Source organism: Chitinibacter sp. FCG-7 (assembly GCF_040047665.1).
In the GTDB taxonomy this organism is placed as follows: Bacteria; Pseudomonadota; Gammaproteobacteria; order Burkholderiales; family Chitinibacteraceae; genus Chitinibacter; species Chitinibacter mangrovi.
Genome location: NZ_CP157355.1, coordinates 1373951 through 1394235 on the forward strand (window position 1 = coordinate 1373951; position 20285 = coordinate 1394235).

At 55.3% G+C, this 20285-nt stretch carries 17 protein-coding genes; 9 read left to right on the plus strand and 8 right to left on the minus strand.

The window, feature by feature from the left end; all coding sequences use genetic code 11:
• Position 1 precedes the first annotated feature (1 nt).
• The 4 genes from moaD to moaA all read right to left on the minus strand — a co-directional run bounded on the left by moaD (position 2) and on the right by moaA (position 3117).
• Positions 2–250 carry a molybdopterin converting factor subunit 1 gene (moaD, locus tag ABHF33_RS06430; protein WP_348946134.1) on the minus strand — a complete coding sequence of 83 codons (249 nt, stop codon included), beginning with the start codon at positions 248–250 and terminating at the stop codon, positions 2–4.
• A complete protein-coding gene (locus ABHF33_RS06435; protein WP_348946135.1) occupies positions 251–1471 on the minus strand; it encodes a molybdopterin molybdotransferase MoeA in 1221 nt (406 codons plus the stop codon). It lies immediately after the preceding gene.
• A complete protein-coding gene (mobB, locus tag ABHF33_RS06440; protein ID WP_348946136.1) occupies positions 1464–1979 on the minus strand; it encodes a molybdopterin-guanine dinucleotide biosynthesis protein B in 516 nt (171 codons plus the stop codon). The genes ABHF33_RS06435 and mobB overlap by 8 nt, the downstream gene beginning before the upstream one ends.
• A gap of 166 nt (positions 1980–2145) precedes the next feature.
• Complete coding sequence (gene moaA, locus ABHF33_RS06445) at positions 2146–3117, minus strand: GTP 3',8-cyclase MoaA (RefSeq protein WP_348946137.1); 972 nt, start codon at positions 3115–3117, stop codon at positions 2146–2148.
• A 379-nt stretch (positions 3118–3496) separates the two neighbouring features.
• Between moaA and ABHF33_RS06450 the strand changes: the two genes are divergently transcribed.
• A complete protein-coding gene (locus ABHF33_RS06450; protein WP_348946138.1) occupies positions 3497–4087 on the plus strand; it encodes a hypothetical protein in 591 nt (196 codons plus the stop codon).
• The gene (locus ABHF33_RS06455; protein WP_348946139.1) at positions 3987–5099 is read left to right on the plus strand and encodes a mechanosensitive ion channel family protein; all 1113 of its coding nucleotides are present in this window, start codon (positions 3987–3989) and stop codon (positions 5097–5099) included. Before ABHF33_RS06450 ends, ABHF33_RS06455 begins: the two co-directional genes overlap by 101 nt.
• Here ABHF33_RS06455 and ABHF33_RS06460 read toward each other — a convergent pair.
• The gene (locus ABHF33_RS06460; RefSeq protein WP_348946140.1) at positions 5088–5618 is read right to left on the minus strand and encodes an NAD(P)H-dependent oxidoreductase; all 531 of its coding nucleotides are present in this window, start codon (positions 5616–5618) and stop codon (positions 5088–5090) included. The genes ABHF33_RS06455 and ABHF33_RS06460 overlap by 12 nt on opposite strands.
• A 435-nt stretch (positions 5619–6053) precedes the next feature.
• Between ABHF33_RS06460 and ABHF33_RS06465 the strand changes: the two genes are divergently transcribed.
• Complete coding sequence (locus ABHF33_RS06465; protein WP_348946141.1) at positions 6054–6785, plus strand: peptidylprolyl isomerase; 732 nt, start codon at positions 6054–6056, stop codon at positions 6783–6785.
• Positions 6786–6858: 73 nt separating this feature from the next.
• On the opposite strand, the gene ABHF33_RS06470 is transcribed toward ABHF33_RS06465, so the two are convergent.
• Both ABHF33_RS06470 and ABHF33_RS06475 read right to left on the minus strand, forming a co-directional pair.
• The gene (locus ABHF33_RS06470; RefSeq protein ID WP_348946142.1) at positions 6859–8970 is read right to left on the minus strand and encodes an ATP-binding protein; all 2112 of its coding nucleotides are present in this window, start codon (positions 8968–8970) and stop codon (positions 6859–6861) included.
• Between the two features lie 2 nt (positions 8971–8972).
• A complete protein-coding gene (locus tag ABHF33_RS06475; RefSeq protein ID WP_348946143.1) occupies positions 8973–9449 on the minus strand; it encodes a molybdopterin-dependent oxidoreductase in 477 nt (158 codons plus the stop codon).
• A gap of 151 nt (positions 9450–9600) precedes the next feature.
• On the opposite strand from ABHF33_RS06475, the gene ABHF33_RS06480 reads away from it, so the two are divergent.
• The 6 genes from ABHF33_RS06480 (at position 9601) to ABHF33_RS06505 (ending at position 18630) form a co-directional block, all read left to right on the plus strand.
• Positions 9601–11604: a methyl-accepting chemotaxis protein gene (locus ABHF33_RS06480; protein ID WP_348946144.1), complete on the plus strand. Its 2004-nt coding sequence runs from the start codon at positions 9601–9603 to the stop codon at positions 11602–11604.
• Between the two features lie 352 nt (positions 11605–11956).
• Entirely contained in the window at positions 11957–13243 is a 1287-nt protein-coding gene (locus tag ABHF33_RS06485; RefSeq protein ID WP_348946610.1) for a D-amino acid dehydrogenase, read from the plus strand.
• A gap of 237 nt (positions 13244–13480) precedes the next feature.
• Entirely contained in the window at positions 13481–15514 is a 2034-nt protein-coding gene (locus tag ABHF33_RS06490) for a BCCT family transporter (RefSeq protein WP_348946145.1), read from the plus strand.
• 128 nt (positions 15515–15642) lie between these two features.
• Positions 15643–16644, plus strand: coding sequence for a porphobilinogen synthase (hemB, locus tag ABHF33_RS06495; protein ID WP_348946146.1), 1002 nt, complete (start codon positions 15643–15645; stop codon positions 16642–16644).
• Positions 16629–17216, plus strand: coding sequence for a hypothetical protein (locus ABHF33_RS06500; RefSeq protein WP_348946147.1), 588 nt, complete (start codon positions 16629–16631; stop codon positions 17214–17216). Before hemB ends, ABHF33_RS06500 begins: the two co-directional genes overlap by 16 nt.
• A gap of 322 nt (positions 17217–17538) precedes the next feature.
• The gene (locus ABHF33_RS06505; RefSeq protein ID WP_348946148.1) at positions 17539–18630 is read left to right on the plus strand and encodes a carbohydrate-binding protein; all 1092 of its coding nucleotides are present in this window, start codon (positions 17539–17541) and stop codon (positions 18628–18630) included.
• Positions 18631–18798: 168 nt separating this feature from the next.
• On the opposite strand, the gene ABHF33_RS06510 is transcribed toward ABHF33_RS06505, so the two are convergent.
• Positions 18799–20148, minus strand: a complete 1350-nt coding sequence (locus ABHF33_RS06510) for an MATE family efflux transporter (RefSeq protein ID WP_348946149.1) — start codon at positions 20146–20148, stop codon at positions 18799–18801.
• Positions 20149–20285 lie beyond the last annotated feature (137 nt).

Here is a 20285-nt window from a genome sequence, read left to right on the forward strand (position 1 = left end):
ACTAGCCTCCGGTCACAGGCGGGAAAATGGCGATTTCGGCATGGGCCGGGATCGCGTCATCGGGCTGCGCCATGTCCTGATTGATCGCCACTCTGAACACGCGTGCGCCGCCCAGCTCCTGCTCCCACACGCCACCTCGCGCGACGAGCTGTGCGATGAGTTCACGCACCGTGGCTGCGCCTTCGGGCAATTCTTCCTGCTCCACACCCAGCGCATCGCGCAAGCGCGCGAAATACAGCACATTCAACATTTATGCCCCCAAACCAGCAAATGGAATATAAGTCACCACATCACCCCGGGCGATGGTTTGCCCGGCCGGCAGATCGACCAGCCCGTCGCCCCAGACCATAGACGTCAGCACGCCCGAGCCTTGCTTGGCAAATAGCTCAAGCCGCCCGGCGGCATTGAGCCGAACGCGTAGAAACTCTCGCCGATCACCGGCTTTTTTCCAGTCAAAATCGGCGATCAGCGGCAATCGCGTCGGTTGAATCTGCTGCACACCTTGCCGCGCCAGAATAAACGGCCGCACCAGCATCAGAAAAGTCACCAGCGCCGACACCGGATTGCCGGGCAGGCCGATGAAATCGCAGCCGCCAATCCTGCCATAGGAATCTTGCTTATTGAGTTTGCCATAGGCAAAGGGTTTACCCGGCTTGATGGCGATTTTCCATAGATTTAATTCCCCGAGGTATTCGACTGCAGCCTTCACATGGTCTTCCTCACCGACCGATACCCCACCTGATGTCAGCAGAATATCGTGGCTTTCTGCCGCAGCTTGCAGTGCTGCAATCGTCGCCGCACGATCGTCAGGCACAATCCCCAGATCGGTCACCGCACAGCCCAAAACTTTCAGCGCATTGATCAGCACATAGCGATTCGAGTTGTAAATCTGCCCGCCCGCTAAGGGCTGCCCCGGCTCGACCAGCTCATCGCCGGTGCTCAGCAGCGCAACGCGCAGCGACGCCATAACCGGCAGTTCGGCCACGCCAACCGACGCCGCCAGCCCGATCATTGCGGGGCTCAACACACTACCGCGAGTCAGAATCACCGCGCCAGCGGCAATATCATCGCCAATGCGGCGGATATTTGCGCCGTCTTGCAAAGCAATATTGACCGTTAACTGGCCGTCGTTCACGCTGCACACTTCCTGCATCGCCACCGCGTTCGCGCCAGCCGGAATCGGTGCGCCGGTAAAAATCCGTGCCGCTTCACCTGGCTTTAGCGCCATGCCGACTTCACCAGCTGCAATACGTTGTACTACAGGGTATTGCTCTGGAGGGCATGCAAAATCTGGCACATGCAGCGCATACCCATCCATCGCGCTATTATCAAAGCCGGGGACATTAATGGCTGAAGTCAGATCACTCGCCAGCACACGACCCAAAGCGTCGGCGAGCGGCACGGTTTCAGTCGTCGTTACCACTCGCGCCTGAGCAATCAATTGAGCCAAAGCACTATCAAAATCAAGCATCTGGTTTTTCCGAAAAATAGTGAATGATAAATTGTGCCACGGCGGTGGCATCGTTCAGATTAAGGATGGGCAAGGCCGACGCAGGCAGTAAATCAGCCGAATCTGTAGCGATGGCCAGCACGCATTCATCGTCCGGGAACAGCGGCGGCTTGCCGTTGGTGGCGCGCCAGACTTCGATTTTCGGGATGGGCTCGCGCTTGAAACCTTCGACCAGCGTCAGATCGGCGGGCGCAAGTCGGGCGATTTGTTCAGCCAGCGGCGGAATCTCGCTCTCAGTTAATTCGTGAAAAATCGCATAGCGATACGGCGACACGACCATTACCTCGCCCGCGCCAGCGGCACGAAAACGCGCCGAATCTTTGCCCGGCGGCTCGAATTCCAGATCGTGATGCGAGTGCTTGATGACATTCACGCGCCAGCCATATCTGGCTAATTCAGGCAGCAAAGCGGTAATCAGTGTGGTTTTGCCGCTACCGGAAAATCCGGCGATGGCGAGGACGTGAGACATAAGCAATTGACCAAAAGTTTTCGCACAAGGCAGCGAAGCCGAAGATAGTACAAGTGGTACAGCGAGGCGAGCTAACGACGGACGGAAACTTTTGTCTGCCTACTTATAATACCTATGGATGTATCTTCACAGAGAGCATATATCAATTGACCTGCATACATATACCCTAGCCACCTGTCTGCGACATAAAGCGGATCAGCTTGGCAGGTTGTTCGACGAACTCATGCCGTTCCGGTTTTAGTTCGATGGCGTGCAGGATGGCTGCTTCCAGCTCGGCATCGCTCGCACCGCCACGCAATAGTGGGCGAAATTCGAAGGCACTTTCCTGCCCCAGACACATATACAAAGTGCCGTCGACGGTGAGCCGGACGCGATTGCAGGTGGCGCAAAAATGCTGCGACATCGGCGTGATAAACCCAATCCGCCCGATGCCATCGCGGGTTTTCCAGTAGCGCGCCGGGCCACCGCCCAACTCGATCACTTCAGGAATCAGATCATAACGCGCCACCAGCCGATCACGAATCGGCCCCAGATCGAGATATTGCGTATTGCGACCGGTATCGCCCATCGGCATCGCTTCGATCATGCGCAGAATATAGCCGTGCTCAAATGCAAATTCGGCCATCGTATCGATTTCAGCGTCGTTCACGCCGCGCATCGCGACCATATTGAGCTTGATCGGGTTCAAGCCGACCTCGGTGGCGGCGTGCAAACCCGCCATGACTTTATCGAATGAATCACTGCCAGTGATGGCGGAAACGCATTGTCGATCCAGACTATCGAGGCTGACATTCACTCGGGTAACGCCAGCGTCTTTCAGCGCCTGTGCGTGCTTGGCCAGCTGCGTGGCGTTGGTTGAGAGCGCCAGATCATCCAAGCCCAATGCTTTCAAACGCCCGGCCAGCTCGGGCAGATTGCGGCGCAATAGCGGCTCGCCACCGGTCAGGCGCACACGGCGTACGCCCAGCCGGGCAAAAGCACCGACCAGCCGCGTAATTTCGTCGAAAGTCAGCCAGTGCGCGGGCTCTTCAAACCCTTTGAATTTTGCGGGCAGGCAATAGCTGCAACGCAGATCGCAGCGATCCGTCACCGACACCCGCAAATAATCTATCGCTCGCCCAAACCGATCCTGCAACATCGTGCGCCCCTTCAAGCCGCCTTCAAACCAGCTTCAAAACCGTCTCCAAATCATAGCCTGAGTATGCACCAAGCCCGCACCGTACTGAATACCTATTCCGAGAGATCAAGGCCAGCCAATACTAAGGCAGGTATAGCCATACAGAGCACAACTAGAAACAACTACGGGCATATACCCTAAAAAATTGATTGGCCTGCCAAGTATGGCCATAATCACTGGCTGAATTTAGTCGGGCATGCCTGCCGTTTCTGACAAACTTTGCGACAGCTTGCCAACCGCCGATGGCGCGCACTTAAAAAAACCTCGACTATGATGCTGCGTAATTCCTAAATAGAGACCCATTATGCAATCAACACTTGTTCGCCTCTGGCTTGGACTGATGCTACTGATCTTAAGCAGCTTTGCGCTGGCGAGTGAAAAATCAAGCGATGAGCCGCAAGATGTCAGCAGTTATCCGGTGGTGGTGAACAACCGCACCCTGATCGAGTTTCGCAGCGGCATTCTGCACTACAGCGCTCAGGATCGCGCTCAGGCCGCCGAGCTGCGGGTGAAACGCATTCTGGCTAGGCATCCGGGCGGCACCGTGCGCCAGAATGCCATCAATACGCCTGCGGTAGGGGCGAGCATTACCCTGAATGGAGAGCAGCTGTTTATGATTCTGGCCAGCGATATCAATACGCTATCGGGTGAAACGCTGGAGGCCACCGCCCAGCAATCGGTGCATCAGGTCAGCATGCTGGTGGCCGAAAGCCGCGAGCTGCGCAATCCTCGGCAACTGCTACAGGCGGCGGCACTGGCCTTGCTGGCCAGCGCGATCTTTGCCGCACTGCTCTATCTGCTGTCCCGCACCCGTGTGGTGCTAATGAAAAATGGCCGACGCTACTTCACCCGGTACGATCAGCCGTCTGGCGCAAAAAACCACTGGGGTAAAAATATCCCTGCTCAATCGGGTACTGCGCTGGCTGATTAATCTGTTTACTGCGCTGGTCGGCCTCACACTACTGTACAGCTGGGCCACGCTGGTGTTCGGTCTGTTTCCCTTTACCCGAGCCTGGAGCGAGCGCCTGAATCAGGCCATTTTCAGTTTTCTGGGCGAGCTGGGGCAAGGCATATTAAAAGCCATTCCGGGCTTGCTGGTAGTGGTGTTTATTGTGGTACTGGCCCGCTATATCACGCGATTTCTGCACTTTGTTTTTGGCCGCATCGAACGCGGCGAGCTGCATTTAAGCTGGTTTGACCGCGAAACCGCCAGCACCACCCGAAAAATACTGTCTTTTCTAGTCTGGCTACTGGCTGTAGCCATGATTTATCCCTATTTGCCCGGCGCAGACACCGAGGCCTTCAAAGGGCTGTCGGTGATGGTCGGCCTGATGGTTTCGCTGGGCGCATCCAGCGTGGTTGGCCAGTTTGCCAGCGGCCTGATCCTGATTTACGCCAAATCGCTCAAACAGGGCGAATATGTCCAGATTGGCGAAGTGGAAGGCACGGTGATTCATATCGGCCTGTTTGCGACCAAAATCCACACCAATCTGCGCGAGGAAATCAGCATTCCCAATTCGGTACTGGTTGGGCAGAGCGTTAAAAATTACTCCCGTCTGGCCAGTGACGGCGGGGTAATTACCCAGGTGGGCGTCACCATCGGCTATGACACGCCCTGGCGGCAAGTGGAAGCCATGCTGATTGAGGCGGCGAACAAAACACCCGGCGTACGCGCAATCCCGCAAGCGCGGGTCTATCAGACGGCGCTATCGGATTTTTACGTTGAATATTTCTTGCGCATCGCCGTGGATGAACCCCGCCGCCGGCTGGAGATCCTGAGTGATTTGCACGCGACTATTCAGGATGTTTTCAATACCTACGGGGTACAGATCATGTCGCCGCATTATCGTGGTGATCCGCCCGAGGCTAAAATCATTGCCCCGGAGCAATGGTCACCCGCGCCTGCCGGTCAAACAGCACCGCCATCGGGCTCAACTCAGTAGCGCACGGTATTGCTGGGCAAAGACCTCAATCGCCGTTTGATGCTCCTTGTCAAACGGCGAGCGCGGTAGATGCTCGACATCGTGCAGCACCAGCGGCGTCTGCCAGTGCAGCCCCAGCGCTTCAGCGGTCAGGCGCATCGGATACCATAGCGCTTCGCTGGAAATATCGGTGGCACCATCGTACAAAGCGCCAATCGACGCCGTACTGACCACCAGCAGCAGGTTTTTTCCGGCCAGCGCCTGCTTGGTACCGTAGGCCCAGTCCAGCTCAAACACTTCATCCTGCCAGCGCTTGAGCATGGCCGGGCAGGCATGCCAGTACAACGGAAACTGCCAGATAATCCGCTCGGCCTTCTGGCAGGCTTGCTGCTCGGCCAGCACATCAATCTGCCCGTCCGGGTACATGCTTTCCAGATGATGGATTTTCACCTGTGGCAACTCGGCAATCTCATCCAGCAAAGTGCGATGCGTCTGCGAAGTGGCCAGATGCGGGTGCGAAAAGATAATCAGGTTTCTCATGGCTTATCCCCGGATCAATGCGTCTTGAAAGAGTTAGGCAAACATTTCACGCAGCACACAGCACAGAAAACAAGACCCTAAGGCGAGGCGAAGGAAGAAAGCGTGAGCAGTTTTGGTTTATTCCTTATGAGTATGGTTGCCGACCAAACAATTGCCCCCCATTAGCCAGAAAATAAAGTGATAGGTGGCACGTACGAAAAGCGCATTTTTGTGCCCACAACCGGGATTTAATCGGCATTTCATCGGCAATTTGACAAAATCCGCCTCCTCCACGGTTGATATTGGCTAAAATGCCCCCCATTGTCATAGCACCGACAAAACGCTGGAGAGCCCAGCGGGTAAACAAGCTTGCAAATGGCGGCTCAGACCCCCTTGCAACCGGGCGCCACTGCAAGCGCGGCGGCTTCATTTTTTTGAACAGGATTAACTAAACTCATGGCCATTATCGTAAACGGCGTTGAAATCAAAGAAGACATGATTGCAAGCGAACAAGGCAATCACACCGAAGCGCCAAGCGCGCGCGACGCTGCCATTCAGGAACTGATCCTGCGTGAATTGCTGCTGCAAAAAGCCACTGCTGCTGGCATCCACACCGAAACGGCCGAAGAAGCCATCGGTACTTTGCTGGAAAACGAAATCAAAGTAACAGAAGCCGACGAGGCTGCTTGTCAGGCTTTCTACGACAACAATCCGGAAAGCTTTACCCGTGGCGAAATGGCCGTTGCCAGCCATATTCTGTTCCCGCTGGGAGAAGGTCTGGCGGCGAGTCTGGCCAAGTCCAAAGCCGAAGGCGTGCTGGCTGAAGTACAAGCTAATCCGGCGCTTTTTGCTGCTTTGGCAAGCGAGCATTCAACTTGCCCATCTGGCAAACAAGGCGGCAGCCTGGGTCAATTCGGCCGCGGCCAGATGGTGCCTGAGTTTGAAGCGGCAGTATTTGCTACCGAAGCGGGTCAAATCACACCTGCTCTGGTAGAAACCCAGTTTGGCTACCACATCATTCAGGTGAACGAGCGCAGCAGCGGCGACAAAGTGAGCTTTGAAGAAGTGAAAGAGCGCCTGCAAGCCTTCCTGACCGATATGGCGGGTCGCAAAATGATGCACGACTATCTGGCCAAACTGGTTGCCGACGCGAAAATCGAAGGTTACAGCCTGCCTGCGATGTCTTAAAAACCGGCAGCGGTGAGCAAATCACCGCGCCAAGCTGCTGCAGCTCCCATGCTAGATCAGGAGCTGCAAGCCGCTACTGCTTGAGTAAAGCCAGGCAGTGAATCCGCAGCGCGGCAATTTCGTCCATGCCGGGCTCTTGCAATAATGGGTTGGCCTCGAACAAAGCCCAATTCTTTGCCAGCGCCAGCGCACCCAGTTGCGAAGCGATGCCCTTGGCACTATGGGCATGACGCTTGGCTTCATCAAGCTGCCCTTGCTGCAGCGCCAGTACAAAATCCTGCTCCAGATCCTGCAGACGAATAAAGCCTTTTTCGGCCAGCGCCAGAAAGCGCTCATTCGAAAAGCCCAGATAGGCCTGCGCCTGCTGCCAGGCCATCACCTTGTCATCGGCGTCCTCAACCGCCTGCACCAGCATAGGCTGTCCATTCAGGCCCAACATTTCAAGCAGATCTTGCGCCTGATAAGGCTTGCTCAGATACCCCGCCAGCAAGGCAAACTCGGGGCGCTGGCGTAACTCGTACTCCGGTGAGGCCGAAATCAGATAGACCGGCTGTGTCATTCCCTGCTCTCTCATCTGCGCACACGTCAGCAAGCCGTCGGGGCCGGGCATGTGAAAATCCATCAGCACAAAATCGATCTCTGGCTTTTGCCGCAAAATCTGCAGAGCATCCAGCCCATTTTCCGCGCCCAAAGGCTTAGCACCGGCTTCATCCAGAATTTCGCAGAGCAAATCCCGGTTCACTTCCTGATCTTCCACCACCAGAATGATTTTGCCCAGGGCAGACAGGCCTTCATGGTGAACGACTGCCTGAGCCTGAGCCCCGGCCTCATCAGCAATGGCCGCGATCAGTGTGACGATAAATTCACTCCCCTGCCCTTGCGTGCTGCTGGCTTGAATATCCCCCCCCATCAGGCGGGCAAAGTCGCGGCTTAAGGCCAGCCCCAAACCTGTGCCGCCCAGATGCTTGCCGCTTTCGGTTTGCTCGAAAGGATGAAACAGATTGGCCAGCTCGTACGCGGCGATACCACAACCACTATCGCTGACTTTGGCGCGCAACAAATACTGCCGGTTTGCCAGCGCAACCCCGCAAATTTCAAGCCGGACAAAACCCTGCTCGGTAAATTTCATGCTATTGCCGATCAGATTGATCAGGATTTGCCGCAATTTGCCTGCATCAAGCAGCAAGGAGCCCGGCAAGTCATCGGCATACTCAATTGATAAAGTTAGAGCCTTTTGCTGCGCCATCAGCGCAAACATGCCTTCCAGCTCACTTTTCAGCTTGGCCAAGCGCAATGGCTCATTCACCAGCTCGAGCTTGCCGCTTTCGGATTTGGACAAATCCAGCACATGGTTAAGCAAACTGAGTAAATGCTCGCCCGAATGCGCGATATGCCCCAGATGCAATTTTTGTGTTTCGCTCAGCTCGCTATTCTGGCGCAGGCGTTCGGTGTAACCCAGAATCGACGTTAATGGCGTGCGGATTTCATGGCTGATATGCGCCAGAAAACGGCTTTTGGTCGCATTGGCGGCCTCGGCCTGTTGACGGGCTTCGAGCAAGGACTGATTCAATTGTTGCAATTTGTGCCGCTGCTGCTCGCTGCGCCACAAGCCCCTGAGAGCCAGCGCGGCAAAGGCCAGCAGCAAGACCACCTGCAAAGACGCCAGCAACACACGCCAGAAGCCCAGCTTGGCCAGCCGGTCTTTTTTCAGATCATTTCGCTTGGTTTCTTCGGTGCGGATGCGCTGCACCATGTCTTCGATGGGCTCTTGCTGGGCATTAATTTGCTGCTGCAGCTGCGCCCAGCGCGCGGGCGTGAGTGGCCGGGTACGGATTTGCTGATCGATCGAGGTGACTAGTTGCTTAAGCGAGGGCAACAGGGCGGTTCGCAACACCGGATCGCTAAACTGCTTTAGTGTGGCATCCATTTCAAAGCTGTGAACCCGGCTGAACACAATATCAAACCGTAGCGACAGATCGTCCTCATCGCGGTTATCAACCGCCTCACGCAAGCGGTTAAACTCACCGCGAAACTGGAAAATCTGCCACAGCTGATTACCCACCCCCTGTTCGGCAAAATCCACCAGCTCGGCTTTTTGCTGCTGTTCGAAGTAAACGATCAGGCTGAAATTGAGCAGCAATACGCTGCTCATCACCAGCAAAATCAGCAAAAAGCGTCGACTCATTCTTATTCCACAATAATTTGTTTCAATTGCCAGGCACAACGGCGGTAATACTCGGTCTTGCGCAGTTTCTCATGCTGATCAAACGGGTACATGATAAATAGAGGGCCTTTTTCCCGTACCGACATGGTTTTACCGTTAAGTCGGCTGGCCACGATCACATCATACTGTTGTGAGTCAGCGGCAGGCACATCAATCGTGTAGTCATTGAGCGCTTGCAATTTCAGGGTTTCGCCCTTCAATTTGGCCTGCTGCAAGACATCGCGCAGCAAAGGCCCTTCAAATGTTTGCGGCTCTGGATACCACGGTGTTGATACCGTCATTTTCTTTTGCGGCAGCTTATCGAGCTCGGCCAGGCTAAACGCCAGCGGCGTAGTCACTTTACCCACCACATTTAAAATGACTTTGGGCTTGCCGGTTTCTGCAGCGTGGGCAAGGCCGGTTAGCATAACAAACAATACAAGCAATAAATGGCGCAGCATTGATTTTCCTTCCCAAGATTCAAAACCAGTCAAAACCCATACAAGTCGTAACCTAAAAGCCAGACAAAAACACAAAAACTGACCAACAACTTGCCTGAGTCCATCTATAAATTACAATCAATTCATACATTAAATACATGGGTTACCGATTATGCACATCCTCTTTGCTCCTGCAATTGCTTTGGTAGCCAAACTCAGATTTGCCCAGAAATTTATCCTGATTGCACTCATTCTGGCCATCCCCAGCTTTTACATGCTGGGACGCATCATCAGTAATTTCAATGAAAATATTGAATTCATCGAACGCGAGCACGCCGGGCTGCAAGCAGCGATCACGGTACGCAGCGTCATCGACCTTAGCCAGCAACACCGAGGCTTGAGCACCTCTTATTTGCAAGGCAAGACCGATTTTGCCGCGGCAATCGAGCAAAACGAACAAAAACTCAGCAATCAGCTAAACAGCACCGACACGCTCTTCACCCAAAGCAGCAATCCAACGCTGCAAAAACAATGGCAGGCGATCAGCCCACAAGTCGCACAACTAGCCAGCAGCTGGAAAAGCGCCAACCCCACAGACAATTTTGCCAGCCACACCAAAACAATAGACTTGCTGCTCGGGTTTATGGAAGCTATTTCGCATGAATCAGGGCTAGCGCTGGATTCCGAAGTGGACAGCTATTATCTGCAGGCCATTTTTTTTAATGACTTATTGCCGGTTGGCGAAACAGTCGCCAAGGCACGCGGTCTGGGCGCACGGCTTGCCAGTGCGGGTTCGGCCACGACTGCCGAGCAATTGCAAATGGGTACTCTGGCAGCAATGATCGGGATCACGCCGGGCAATATCGAGAAAAAAATAGCGCACACCAGCAATCAGGGCGCGATCGATAATGCCAAAAAACTGAATCAGGCACTCGCCGCACAGCAAAACTATCTGCAACAGTCTTTTGCCAATGACACGGTCACCGTCGATCCTGCTGCGCATTTTGCCCAGCTCAGCCAGACCATTACCCAGATCAATCAGCTATCTGACCAAATTCTGGGCGATGTCGGCCGCTCGCTGGAGCTGCGCACCGCAGCAATACGCCAGAACCGGCTGATTGCGCTGGGGATTTCCGGTGCCATGCTCTTGCTCGGCAGCTATTTATTAACCGGTGCTTTTTTGTCGATTATCCAGTCGGTCAAGCAACTGCGTCAGGGGGCAGAGCGGTTTGCTCAGGGCGATTTAAGCCAACTGGTGCAGCTCGACGTCAGCGACGAGCTGGCCGATGTCAGTGACAGCTTTAACAGCATGGCCAGCGGCTTGAAAAACATTATTGCGCAAATCCGCAGCAATGCCGGCGCAGTCTCCACGTCGGCCGCGCAATTGAACCGCAATACCGAATCGGTGGTGCAAGCCTCGCGCACGCAAGCCAATGCCTCGGGAGAAATGGCGGCGGCCATGGAAGAAATGAGCGTCAGCATTGCTTCGGTATCTGAGCATGCCGGTTCATCCGAGGAGCAGGCGCGTTCGGCGCAGAATGAAGTCGATCAGGGCCAGAAAATCATGCAGGCGGTGCTGGGTGAAATTACCGAGCTAGCCAGCGATCTGGAAACGCTGGGCGGCAATGTGGACAGCATGAAAACGCATTCGGTTGAAATCGGCAAAATTGTTCAGGTAATCAAGGAAATTGCCGAACAAACCAATCTGTTGGCGCTCAATGCCGCCATTGAAGCGGCACGGGCTGGCGAGCAAGGTCGCGGCTTTGCTGTAGTCGCCGATGAAGTACGCAAACTGTCTGAGCGCACTTCGTCATCCACCGGAGAAATCCATCAGCTGGTCGCCACCATCCAGAAAGACACCGAGGCCGCCGCCATCGGCATGGACAGGGCGCGCAAGGAAATGGATCGCGGTAGCCAGCGTGTTGGCGAGGCCAACGATGCCCTGGCGCATATTCGCGACAGCAGCCACGCCGAACTCAATGCCGTCGCCGAAATCAGCAGCGCGATGTCCGAACAAAAAGCCGCTTCGCATCTGGTGGCGCAAAGTGTCGAACGCATTGCACGCATGGCCGAAGACATCAGCCATAGCGCCGATCAGAATGCCGCACTATCGAGCCAGCTGCAGGACAGCGCCGCGCAGCTGGAACGGCTAGTTAGCCAGTTCAAGCTGAGCTAAATCATCACAGCAAAATACATCGCAAGGTATATTCATGCAGGCCATATCTATCAATAGTCTCATGAATATACCCCACAATGACAACTCAGATTAATCCGCCTCAGCGAGCCACTGCTTAGAGTCTGTTGATGTTTGGTTCGCCGTCGCACTAGCGCGAGTTTTTCGATGAGGCAAGACGTAGATCGCGCCGCCTAGTCATCCTATGTCAGCGCTCTACAACGCAGCATCATCGAAAAAATCGCCCAGCCGGATGCTTTATTTAAAGTCCTGGTTTGGCTGCAAACCAAACATCAACAGACCCTAATGGTTTCTCCGCATCGCGCCCGCTGCAGCAGGCATCTATGCTCTTGGTATCAATCCGAGGGTGGCAAGTATGCAGATCATCATCATTGGTGCGGGGGTCGTTGGCGTCACAAGCGCTTATTACCTGCAACGCGCCGGACATCAAGTCACAGTGCTGGAACACCATCCAGCTGCAGCACAGGAAACCAGTTTTGCCAACGCCGGGCAAATTTCACCGGGCTACGCTGCGCCATGGGCTGCGCCGGGCGTGCCGCTCAAAGCGATCAAATGGCTGGCGCAAACGCACGGCCCGCTACGCGTTCGCCCCAGTAGCGATGCATTTCAGTGGGAGTGGATGGCCAAAATGCTGGCCAATTGCACCGTAGAAGCCTATCAGCGCAATAAAAACCGCATGGTGCCGCTGGCAGAATACAGCCGTGACCAGCTCAAACTGCTGCGCGCCCAAACCGGGATTCAGTACGAAGGGCGCACGCTGGGGACTTTGCAGATTTTCCGCAAAGCGGCGCAATTGGACAATGGCCGCCGCGACGCCGATTTGCTAGCCAAAATGGGCGTCGTGCATGAATTGCTTGACCGCGACGGCATTGTCAAAGCCGAACCCGCGCTGGCGCACAAGGCTGCAGAGCTGGTCGGCGCACTGCGCCTGCCCAACGATGAAACCGGCGATTGCCAGCTCTTTACCCGCCAACTGGCCAGCATGGCCGAACAGGCTGGCGCCGTCTTTCGTTACGGCGTCGATGTATTGGGTTTGCCGGTAAAAAATGGCCAGATCACTGGCGTGCAGCTGTCAGGCGAAACGCTGCATGCCGATCAGATTGTGCTGGCTGCCGGCTGCGCATCACGGCAATTGGGTCAATTGCTGGGGCTCGATTTGCCGGTTTATCCGGTCAAAGGCTATTCGATCACCGTGCCACTGGCGCAGACCGGGGCAGCAGCCGAGGTCGCACCACGCTCGACGGTAATGGATGAGACCTACAAAATCGCCCTGACACGCTTTGACCAGCGCCTGCGGGTGGGCGGCATGGCCGAAGTTGCTGGTTACGACAAGGTGATCGATCCCAAACGGGTTGCGACGCTGAAAATGGTCGCCAATGATCTGTTTCCGCACGCCGGCGATTTAACTCAGGCTACGCCTTGGACAGGTTTAAGGCCGATGACCCCCGACGGCACCCCCATTATTGGCACTACCCGCATCCGCAATCTGTGGCTGAACACCGGCCACGGCACGCTGGGCTGGACGATGGCCTGCGGCTCGGCACGCGTGCTTACCGATCTGATCAATGGCGATCGCCCCGAAATCGACACCAGCGCACTGGGTCTGGCGCGCTACGGCTGATCGGCGTGAGCGCAGCTATAGGCCAGAGCAAGACGGCAGCATAAGTTCATCGAAGCAAGCGGGGATATTCACACTTGGTATTTATTGGGTAGCAAGCGCATGGGCAAGGCCGATACAGTGATGCTTTCTGTGCAGACCTTCTTTAATTAATCGCGGTCTGCTGTTCTTTTGATCGAGCTCCTCGCCTATTGCTATCCCAAACCCTGATCCAGAGGAGCTCCTTAAGTGGAGCTCAATATGAACAACACTGCCTCGCCACGGCTAACTCTCCCACGGCATACCTTCAATCTGCCGGTGCTCATCCCCAGCCTGATTACCATTGGCCTGCTGATCGCCCTAACTACGCTGGCCCCTCAAGCGGCTGAAAGTCAGCTACTAATCATCCAGCACTGGATTACCGTCCATTTTTCGTGGTTTTACACATTGGCGGTGTCCGGCTTTTTTATTTTCCTGATTGCTCTGGCCATCAGTGACTTTGGCAAAATCCGCCTGGGGGCCGACGATGCCGAGCCCGAATTTAGCCTGACCTCCTGGCTGGCCATGCTGTTTGCCGCTGGGATGGGCATTGGCCTGATGTACTACGGCGTTGGCGAACCCTTGATGCACTATGTTTCGCCCCCGCTGGCGCAAGGGCAGACGCTGGAAGCCGCCCGCGAGGCCATGAGCAGCACTTTCCTGCACTGGGGCTTTAATGCCTGGGCCATTTACGGTCTGGTGGGTCTGGTGCTGGCCTATTTCGGCTTTCGCTACAATTTACCGCTGTCGCTGCGCTCGGGCTTGTATCCGATTTTGCGCGAGCGCATTCATGGCCCGATTGGCCATACCATCGATGTCTTTGCCCTGTGCTGCACCTTGTTTGGCCTTGCCCCCTCTGTCGGGCTGGGCTCGGCGCAGCTGGCGGCCGGTTTGCACCAGCTCACCGGCTGGGATACCACCGGGCTAGCTGTCCAGCTGGGGCTGATTGCCACCGTCATTGTGCTGGCCGGCATTTCAGCGGCTACGGGTTTGGGAAAAGGCGTCCGCCGCCTTTCCGAGCTTAATTTGCTGCTGGCGGTCTCGCTGCTGCTGTTTGTGCTGTTTACCGGCCCGACGCTCTTTTTGCTTGGCGCGTTTGGCGACAATCTGGGGCATTACCTTAATCAGTTTATCAATCTGACCTTCCGCAGCTTTACCTACGAGCCCGGCAGCACCGCAGGCTGGTTCAGCGGCTGGACCATCCTGTACTGGGCGTGGTGGATTTCATGGTCGCCCTTTGTTGGTCTCTTTATCGCCCGCATTTCGCGCGGCCGCACCATCCGTGAATTCATCACCGGCGTGATTATTATCCCGAGTATCTTCACCTTCCTGTGGATGACCGTCTTTGGCAATACAGTGATCTGGCTGGATATGAATATTGCCCACGGCGCACTGGCGGCCACAGCGGGGAATGTGGACGCCTTGCTGTTCAAGTTTTTTGACTATCTGCCATTTTCCAGCATCGCTTCGGTCATTTCCATGCTGCTGATCCTGGTGTTTTTTGTCACCTCGGCCGATTCGGGCGCGCTGATGCTTGATACTTTATCGTCACGCGATCCTGAGCATTCGCCGGTTTGGCAGCGTTTGTTCTGGGCTGTATTGCTCGGCCTAACAGCCGCGACGCTACTCGGCGCAGGCGGGCAAAAAGCCCTGATGACGATGACGCTGATCGCCGCGCTGCCATTTACCATGGTGATGATTCTGCTGGCCTTTTCGCTCTGGCGCGGGCTGCTGGCCGATCAGCGCCATTCACAGCAGAAATTCACCCCGGCCAGCACCTTCTGGACCGGCCAGCACTGGAAGCAAAGGCTGGAGCAGATTCTGCACCAGCCTAGCCAGGATGATGTAGCACGCTTTATCCGCGAGACCGTCAAACCGGCGCTCGACGAAGTCGCGCTGGAAATGCAGCAACGCGGCTGCAAAGCCACCGTGACCACGCACGATGATGGCGCCATTGCGCTGTGCGTACCGCAGCCGAATCTGCGCGACTTTATCTATGGTGTACGCGCCCACGCCCGCCCAGTGGCCAGCTTTGCGCTGCGCGACGCCAACCTACCAGCCAGCGAGCGTCAGCACACCTTCGAGCCCGTCACCTTCTTTGCCGATGGCCGCCGTGGCTATGATATTGAATACCTGCGCACCGAAGAGCTGATTGCCGATGTGCTCAAGCAATATGAGAGGTATCTTTCGCTAAGCCATAGCCAGAACGCCCATCTGATCAATACTACCCCGGAGCATAGCCAAGGCCTCGCATAATCCACAGCCATGGACTGGCCTTTTTGCGCCGAAACGCGCATAAATCGGAGTAAAATCAGCCCAATCTTTTTCAACCGCGCGGCCCTGCTCCACAAGAGCAGCGGCCCAGCACTGCCACGGGATGTCTCATGCACACCAATCGCCCTTTCCCAACGACCCGCCTGCGCCGCATGCGCCGTGATGATTTTTCCCGCCGCCTGATGCGTGAAAACACGCTCACCGCCAGCGATCTGATCCTGCCCGTGTTTGTGCTCGACGGCTGTAATCGGGTGGAAGACATCGCCTCAATGCCGGGCGTGCAGCGCATGAGTATGGACAAACTGTTTGCCGTCGCCGAAGAAGCGGTCAAGCTCGGCATCCCGGCCTTGGCGCTGTTTCCGGTCATTGAGCCGCAACTTAAAACGCTGGATGCGCGCGAAGCGTGGAATCAGCGTGGCTTGGTGCCGCGCACCGTCGAAGCCTTGAAAATGCGTTTTCCGCAGCTAGGCATCATCACCGACGTCGCGCTCGATCCCTACACCACGCACGGTCAGGACGGCATTATTGATGACAGCGGCTATGTGCTGAACGACGAAACCATTGCCGCGCTGGTGCGCCAGGCCGCCAGCCACGCCGCTGCGGGTGCTGATATTATTGCGCCATCGGACATGATGGATGGCCGCGTCGCCGCCATTCGCGCCGCGCTCGATCGCGACAATCACATCCACACCCGCATCCTCGCCTACTCAGCCAAATACGCCAGCGCCTTCTACGGCCCATTCCGCGACGCGGTTGGCTCGGCGGGCAATCTGGGCAAGGGCAATAAATACACCTACCAGATGGACCCGGCCAATAGCAATGAAGCGCTGCACGAAGTGGCCTTAGATCTGGCCGAGGGCGCTGATATGGTGATGGTGAAACCAGGCATGCCTTACTTGGACATCGTGCGCCGCGTCAAAGATGAATTCGCCGCGCCGACTTTCGTCTATCAAGTCTCCGGCGAATACGCGATGCTCAAAGCCGCAGCGCAAAACGGCTGGCTGAACGAAGAAGCAGTGGTGATGGAAAGCCTGCTCGCCTTCAAGCGCGCTGGTGCCGATGCGATTTTGACTTACTACGCGATTGAAGCGGCGAAGTGGTTGCAGAAATAATCAACCATGCAGCTAAAAACCCATCAACAGGAATAATCATGGCTAGCAGATATATCTTTGAAGGGTTTTTAGAGCGTTTTGAGACTAAAAATGAGGGGGTCGAGATTCGATTAAGTACAGGCCAATTCGACCCCGCGCCCAGAGAAGCTCCCATTCTCTACATATATGCCAAACACCCAGAAAATATAGCGGCACTTGCTACAGAGCTAAACGCCATTCTTTTGGAAGATGATTACGTGTATGTGGAAGAAATCGCCGAAAGTGAAATACTCATTCACTCAAATCTAGAGACTCCAACAATCATCACGGCCAGAGAAATAACCACGCGCTTAGAAAACTATGAAGCCTGCGATTTTGAATTTCTTGCATACAAAAATTATGCGTTAGCGATGCAATATCATGAAGCACAATCAAAAGCCAATGAGAAAATCCACGTAGCCTTACAACTTAGCCACAATCAAATGCAGCGCCTTGCGGTCAAATGCAATTTACATGAAACAGGCTCAACGCCTCACACGCTTTATGCACAACAGCTATTATTCTTGCAGCGAATTGTTGAAGCGCTGAAGTAACAGGGTATATAGCTAGGCAACATAACCAGCAGTGCTGGACGCTGCGCTGTACCCTTTAGCCCCCCAATCGAGCTGCGTCGATTTGCAATACACCACCCATGTATAGCCACCAAAATAAAATCAAACCATAGCTTCAGAGATATACCCCACGATCAAAATCCGTAAACTGGCCCCACTGTAAAGCCAGTGTTCACCAGATCACAAACTCACTGACTACAGCTTGACTTTAGCAAATGACTTGATGATATTGATCACGGCTGCAAGACAGCCTTTCCGGCACCCATAGCCGGAAAATATCAAACATAATCAAGGATGGAAGACCATGAATATCAAGCTTTTAGCGTTGAGCCTGGGCGGCACATTGTTGGCGCAAGCCAGCCTGGCCTGCTCGCCACCACCACAAATGACACCACCGCCGCTGCCTGCCGGTCTGGATGGCCGCCTGCCAGTGACTTACCCGGATAAAGACCCAAATTTTCCCTACATTCCACCCGTGAGCAACGGCCAATGCCCGGTGCAACTTGAGCGTTACACCAATCAGGCCAGCCTGCCGGGGCTGAACGATGCCGAAACGGATCGCGTTTATGGCGCAGCCAATCCGCTCACACCAGTCTGGGATGCGGGCAAAGTCTACAATACAGGCGATCTGGCCAGCCTGGACGGCATCACTTATAAAGCCAAATGGTGGACGCAAAACGAAAAACCCGGCCAGGCCTGGGGCGCTTGGGAAGTGCAAAGTAGCGGCAATCAGGGTGCAGGCCCACAGCCCTGGAGCAGCAGCAAAGCCTACAGTGGCGGCGAGCAAGCGGCATTCAATGGCCGGATTTATCAGGCCAAATGGTGGACACAGAATAATCCGCCCGATCAGGCTGGCAGCCCGTGGGAAGACAAAGGGGCGCTGCCTGTTAGCAGCACCAGCCGCCCTCCGCAATTTAGCGCCCAGATCAACCGGCAAGCCGATGGCAGCTTGAAAGCCAGCTTTGTCAGCCCGCAAACGGTCTACCTGATTACCTTCACCGAAAAAGTGGGCGCAGCTTGCCGCACTGAAGTGCATGTCGACACCAGCTCTACCGGCTTACCAACACCAGTCACCATGCTGGAACGCTGGGAAGTACGGATCGACGGTAAAGTGGTCAGCAGCCTGCCGGGCCCGCAAGCCATCCGCACGCCTAGCGTGCTGCCCCCAGCACCACGTTATCTGCCAAGCAACCCCGATGGCAGCTGCAGCGTGGCTGAAGGCACGGTATTGAGCAAAACCACGCATCCAAACGGGATGGTGTTTGTTGCCAACACCGACATCAGCGCCAGCAACGCCGCGGGCAATTACGCCAGCGTATGGCTGTGCAACGGCGACGCATGCCGCCCAAGCACGCTGCTGGCCAAATACCGCTTTGCCCAGCCAATCTGGCCATAACGCCACGCCTTAAAACCCTTGCCCGGGCACAAATACGGGCAAGGGTTTTAGGTTTTCATCCCACAGATTAGCTTTAGCCACTCTCTGTGGACACTTGAAATGCAGGCTCTTTTTGAGCAATGGCCATAGCGTATTGGCGGACTAGCCTAGGCTCTGTTGACGTTTGGTTTACGATCCCGCTGATTGGGTAATTTTTCTGATCCAGATGTATTTTCTGATTCGTGCCGTTGTGAGTACCGCCTTGCAGATGTCTTCGAGCATCACCAGCGCAAAGACCAAAGGCAGGCTGAGTTTGAGGATAAAGGCACCGATCAGGGCGATTGGGATACCTATGCCCCACTGGCCTATCATGTCGATTTTCAGCCCGGCACCTACATCACCGCCGCTGCGTAACACACCACTAATGCCAACGGCGTTGATGGTTTTCACCCAGAAGGTAAAGACCATGATCATGTAGACCGCAGTGGCGATACCGGCTTTGTCGCCCGTCAGTTTGAACATCGTCAGAAAGAGCGGCATGATCAGAATCAGCAACACACCCAGACCCAGAGAAGTACATACACTGTATTTGAGGTATTTAAAGCCGTTCTCCTTGGCTTGGCGAAACTCGGATTGCCCCAGATAATTACCGAGCAAAATGCCGGTTGCCGTAGCCAGCCCCTGTTCGACCGACGCCGCAATCGATTCCAGCGGCGTCAGCGAAGCCATCACCGCCAGCGCTTCGGTGCCGATCCGGCCATAAATCACGCTGTAGGTAAAAATCCCCAGCGCCCAGAGCAAACCATTGATCGTCGATGGAATTGCAATAGCCAGATAGCTTTTCAGCTCAACCTTGCTAATCGCTGGTAAATCAGCAAGGCGGGGCAGCAAATCTTTTACCTTGCGGGAAAAGATCAGCAGCATGATCAGGACCTCGATCACCGAGCTGATCACCGTCGCCCAGGCTGCACCCAAAATGCCCAGTGCAGGCAATCCCAGATGGCCAAAGATCAGGACATAGCTGATTACAATATTGAGCGCGACGCCAATCAGGCTGCAGTAGGTCGCCAGCGAAGCGCGGCCCGACACCCGCAAGGCAATCCCCAGACAGTTGCTGATCGCCAAAAAGACAAAAGCCAGCCCGAAAATACGCAAATAATCGGCGGCGTTGCTAATCAGCGCTGGGTCGGTACTCGCCAGCGAGATCAACCATTCGGGGGTCAGCCCGAACAGAATCAGCATCGGCGCAAGTACCAGCAAGGCTGACGTCATCAGCCCCAGCCAGATCGATTTACGCAGGCCGCTGGTATTGTTTTCACCCCAATACTGGGCACCCAGTACGCTGCTGCCGCTGGCCAAGCCGCCCATTGCCACCATCCCCACCATAATGGCCTTGCTGGCAATCCCGACCGACGCCACGGCGACGATGCCCAGTGAGGAGGTCATCAGAATATCGGTAATATTGCGTGCCGATAGAAACAGGATCTGAATCGTAATCGGAATGGCAAGGCGATAAAAACGCAGTAATTCTGGACTCATGCTATCAATCTCCGGATTTGTCAGACGCTCGCCCCCAGGGGGCAGCAATGCAGCGCTCATGGCCTGCAGTCCATGACTGTGCCGATTGCTGGAGCATGCGCCAATGGGCCGGGCATTGCCCGGCATATAGCGTGCGT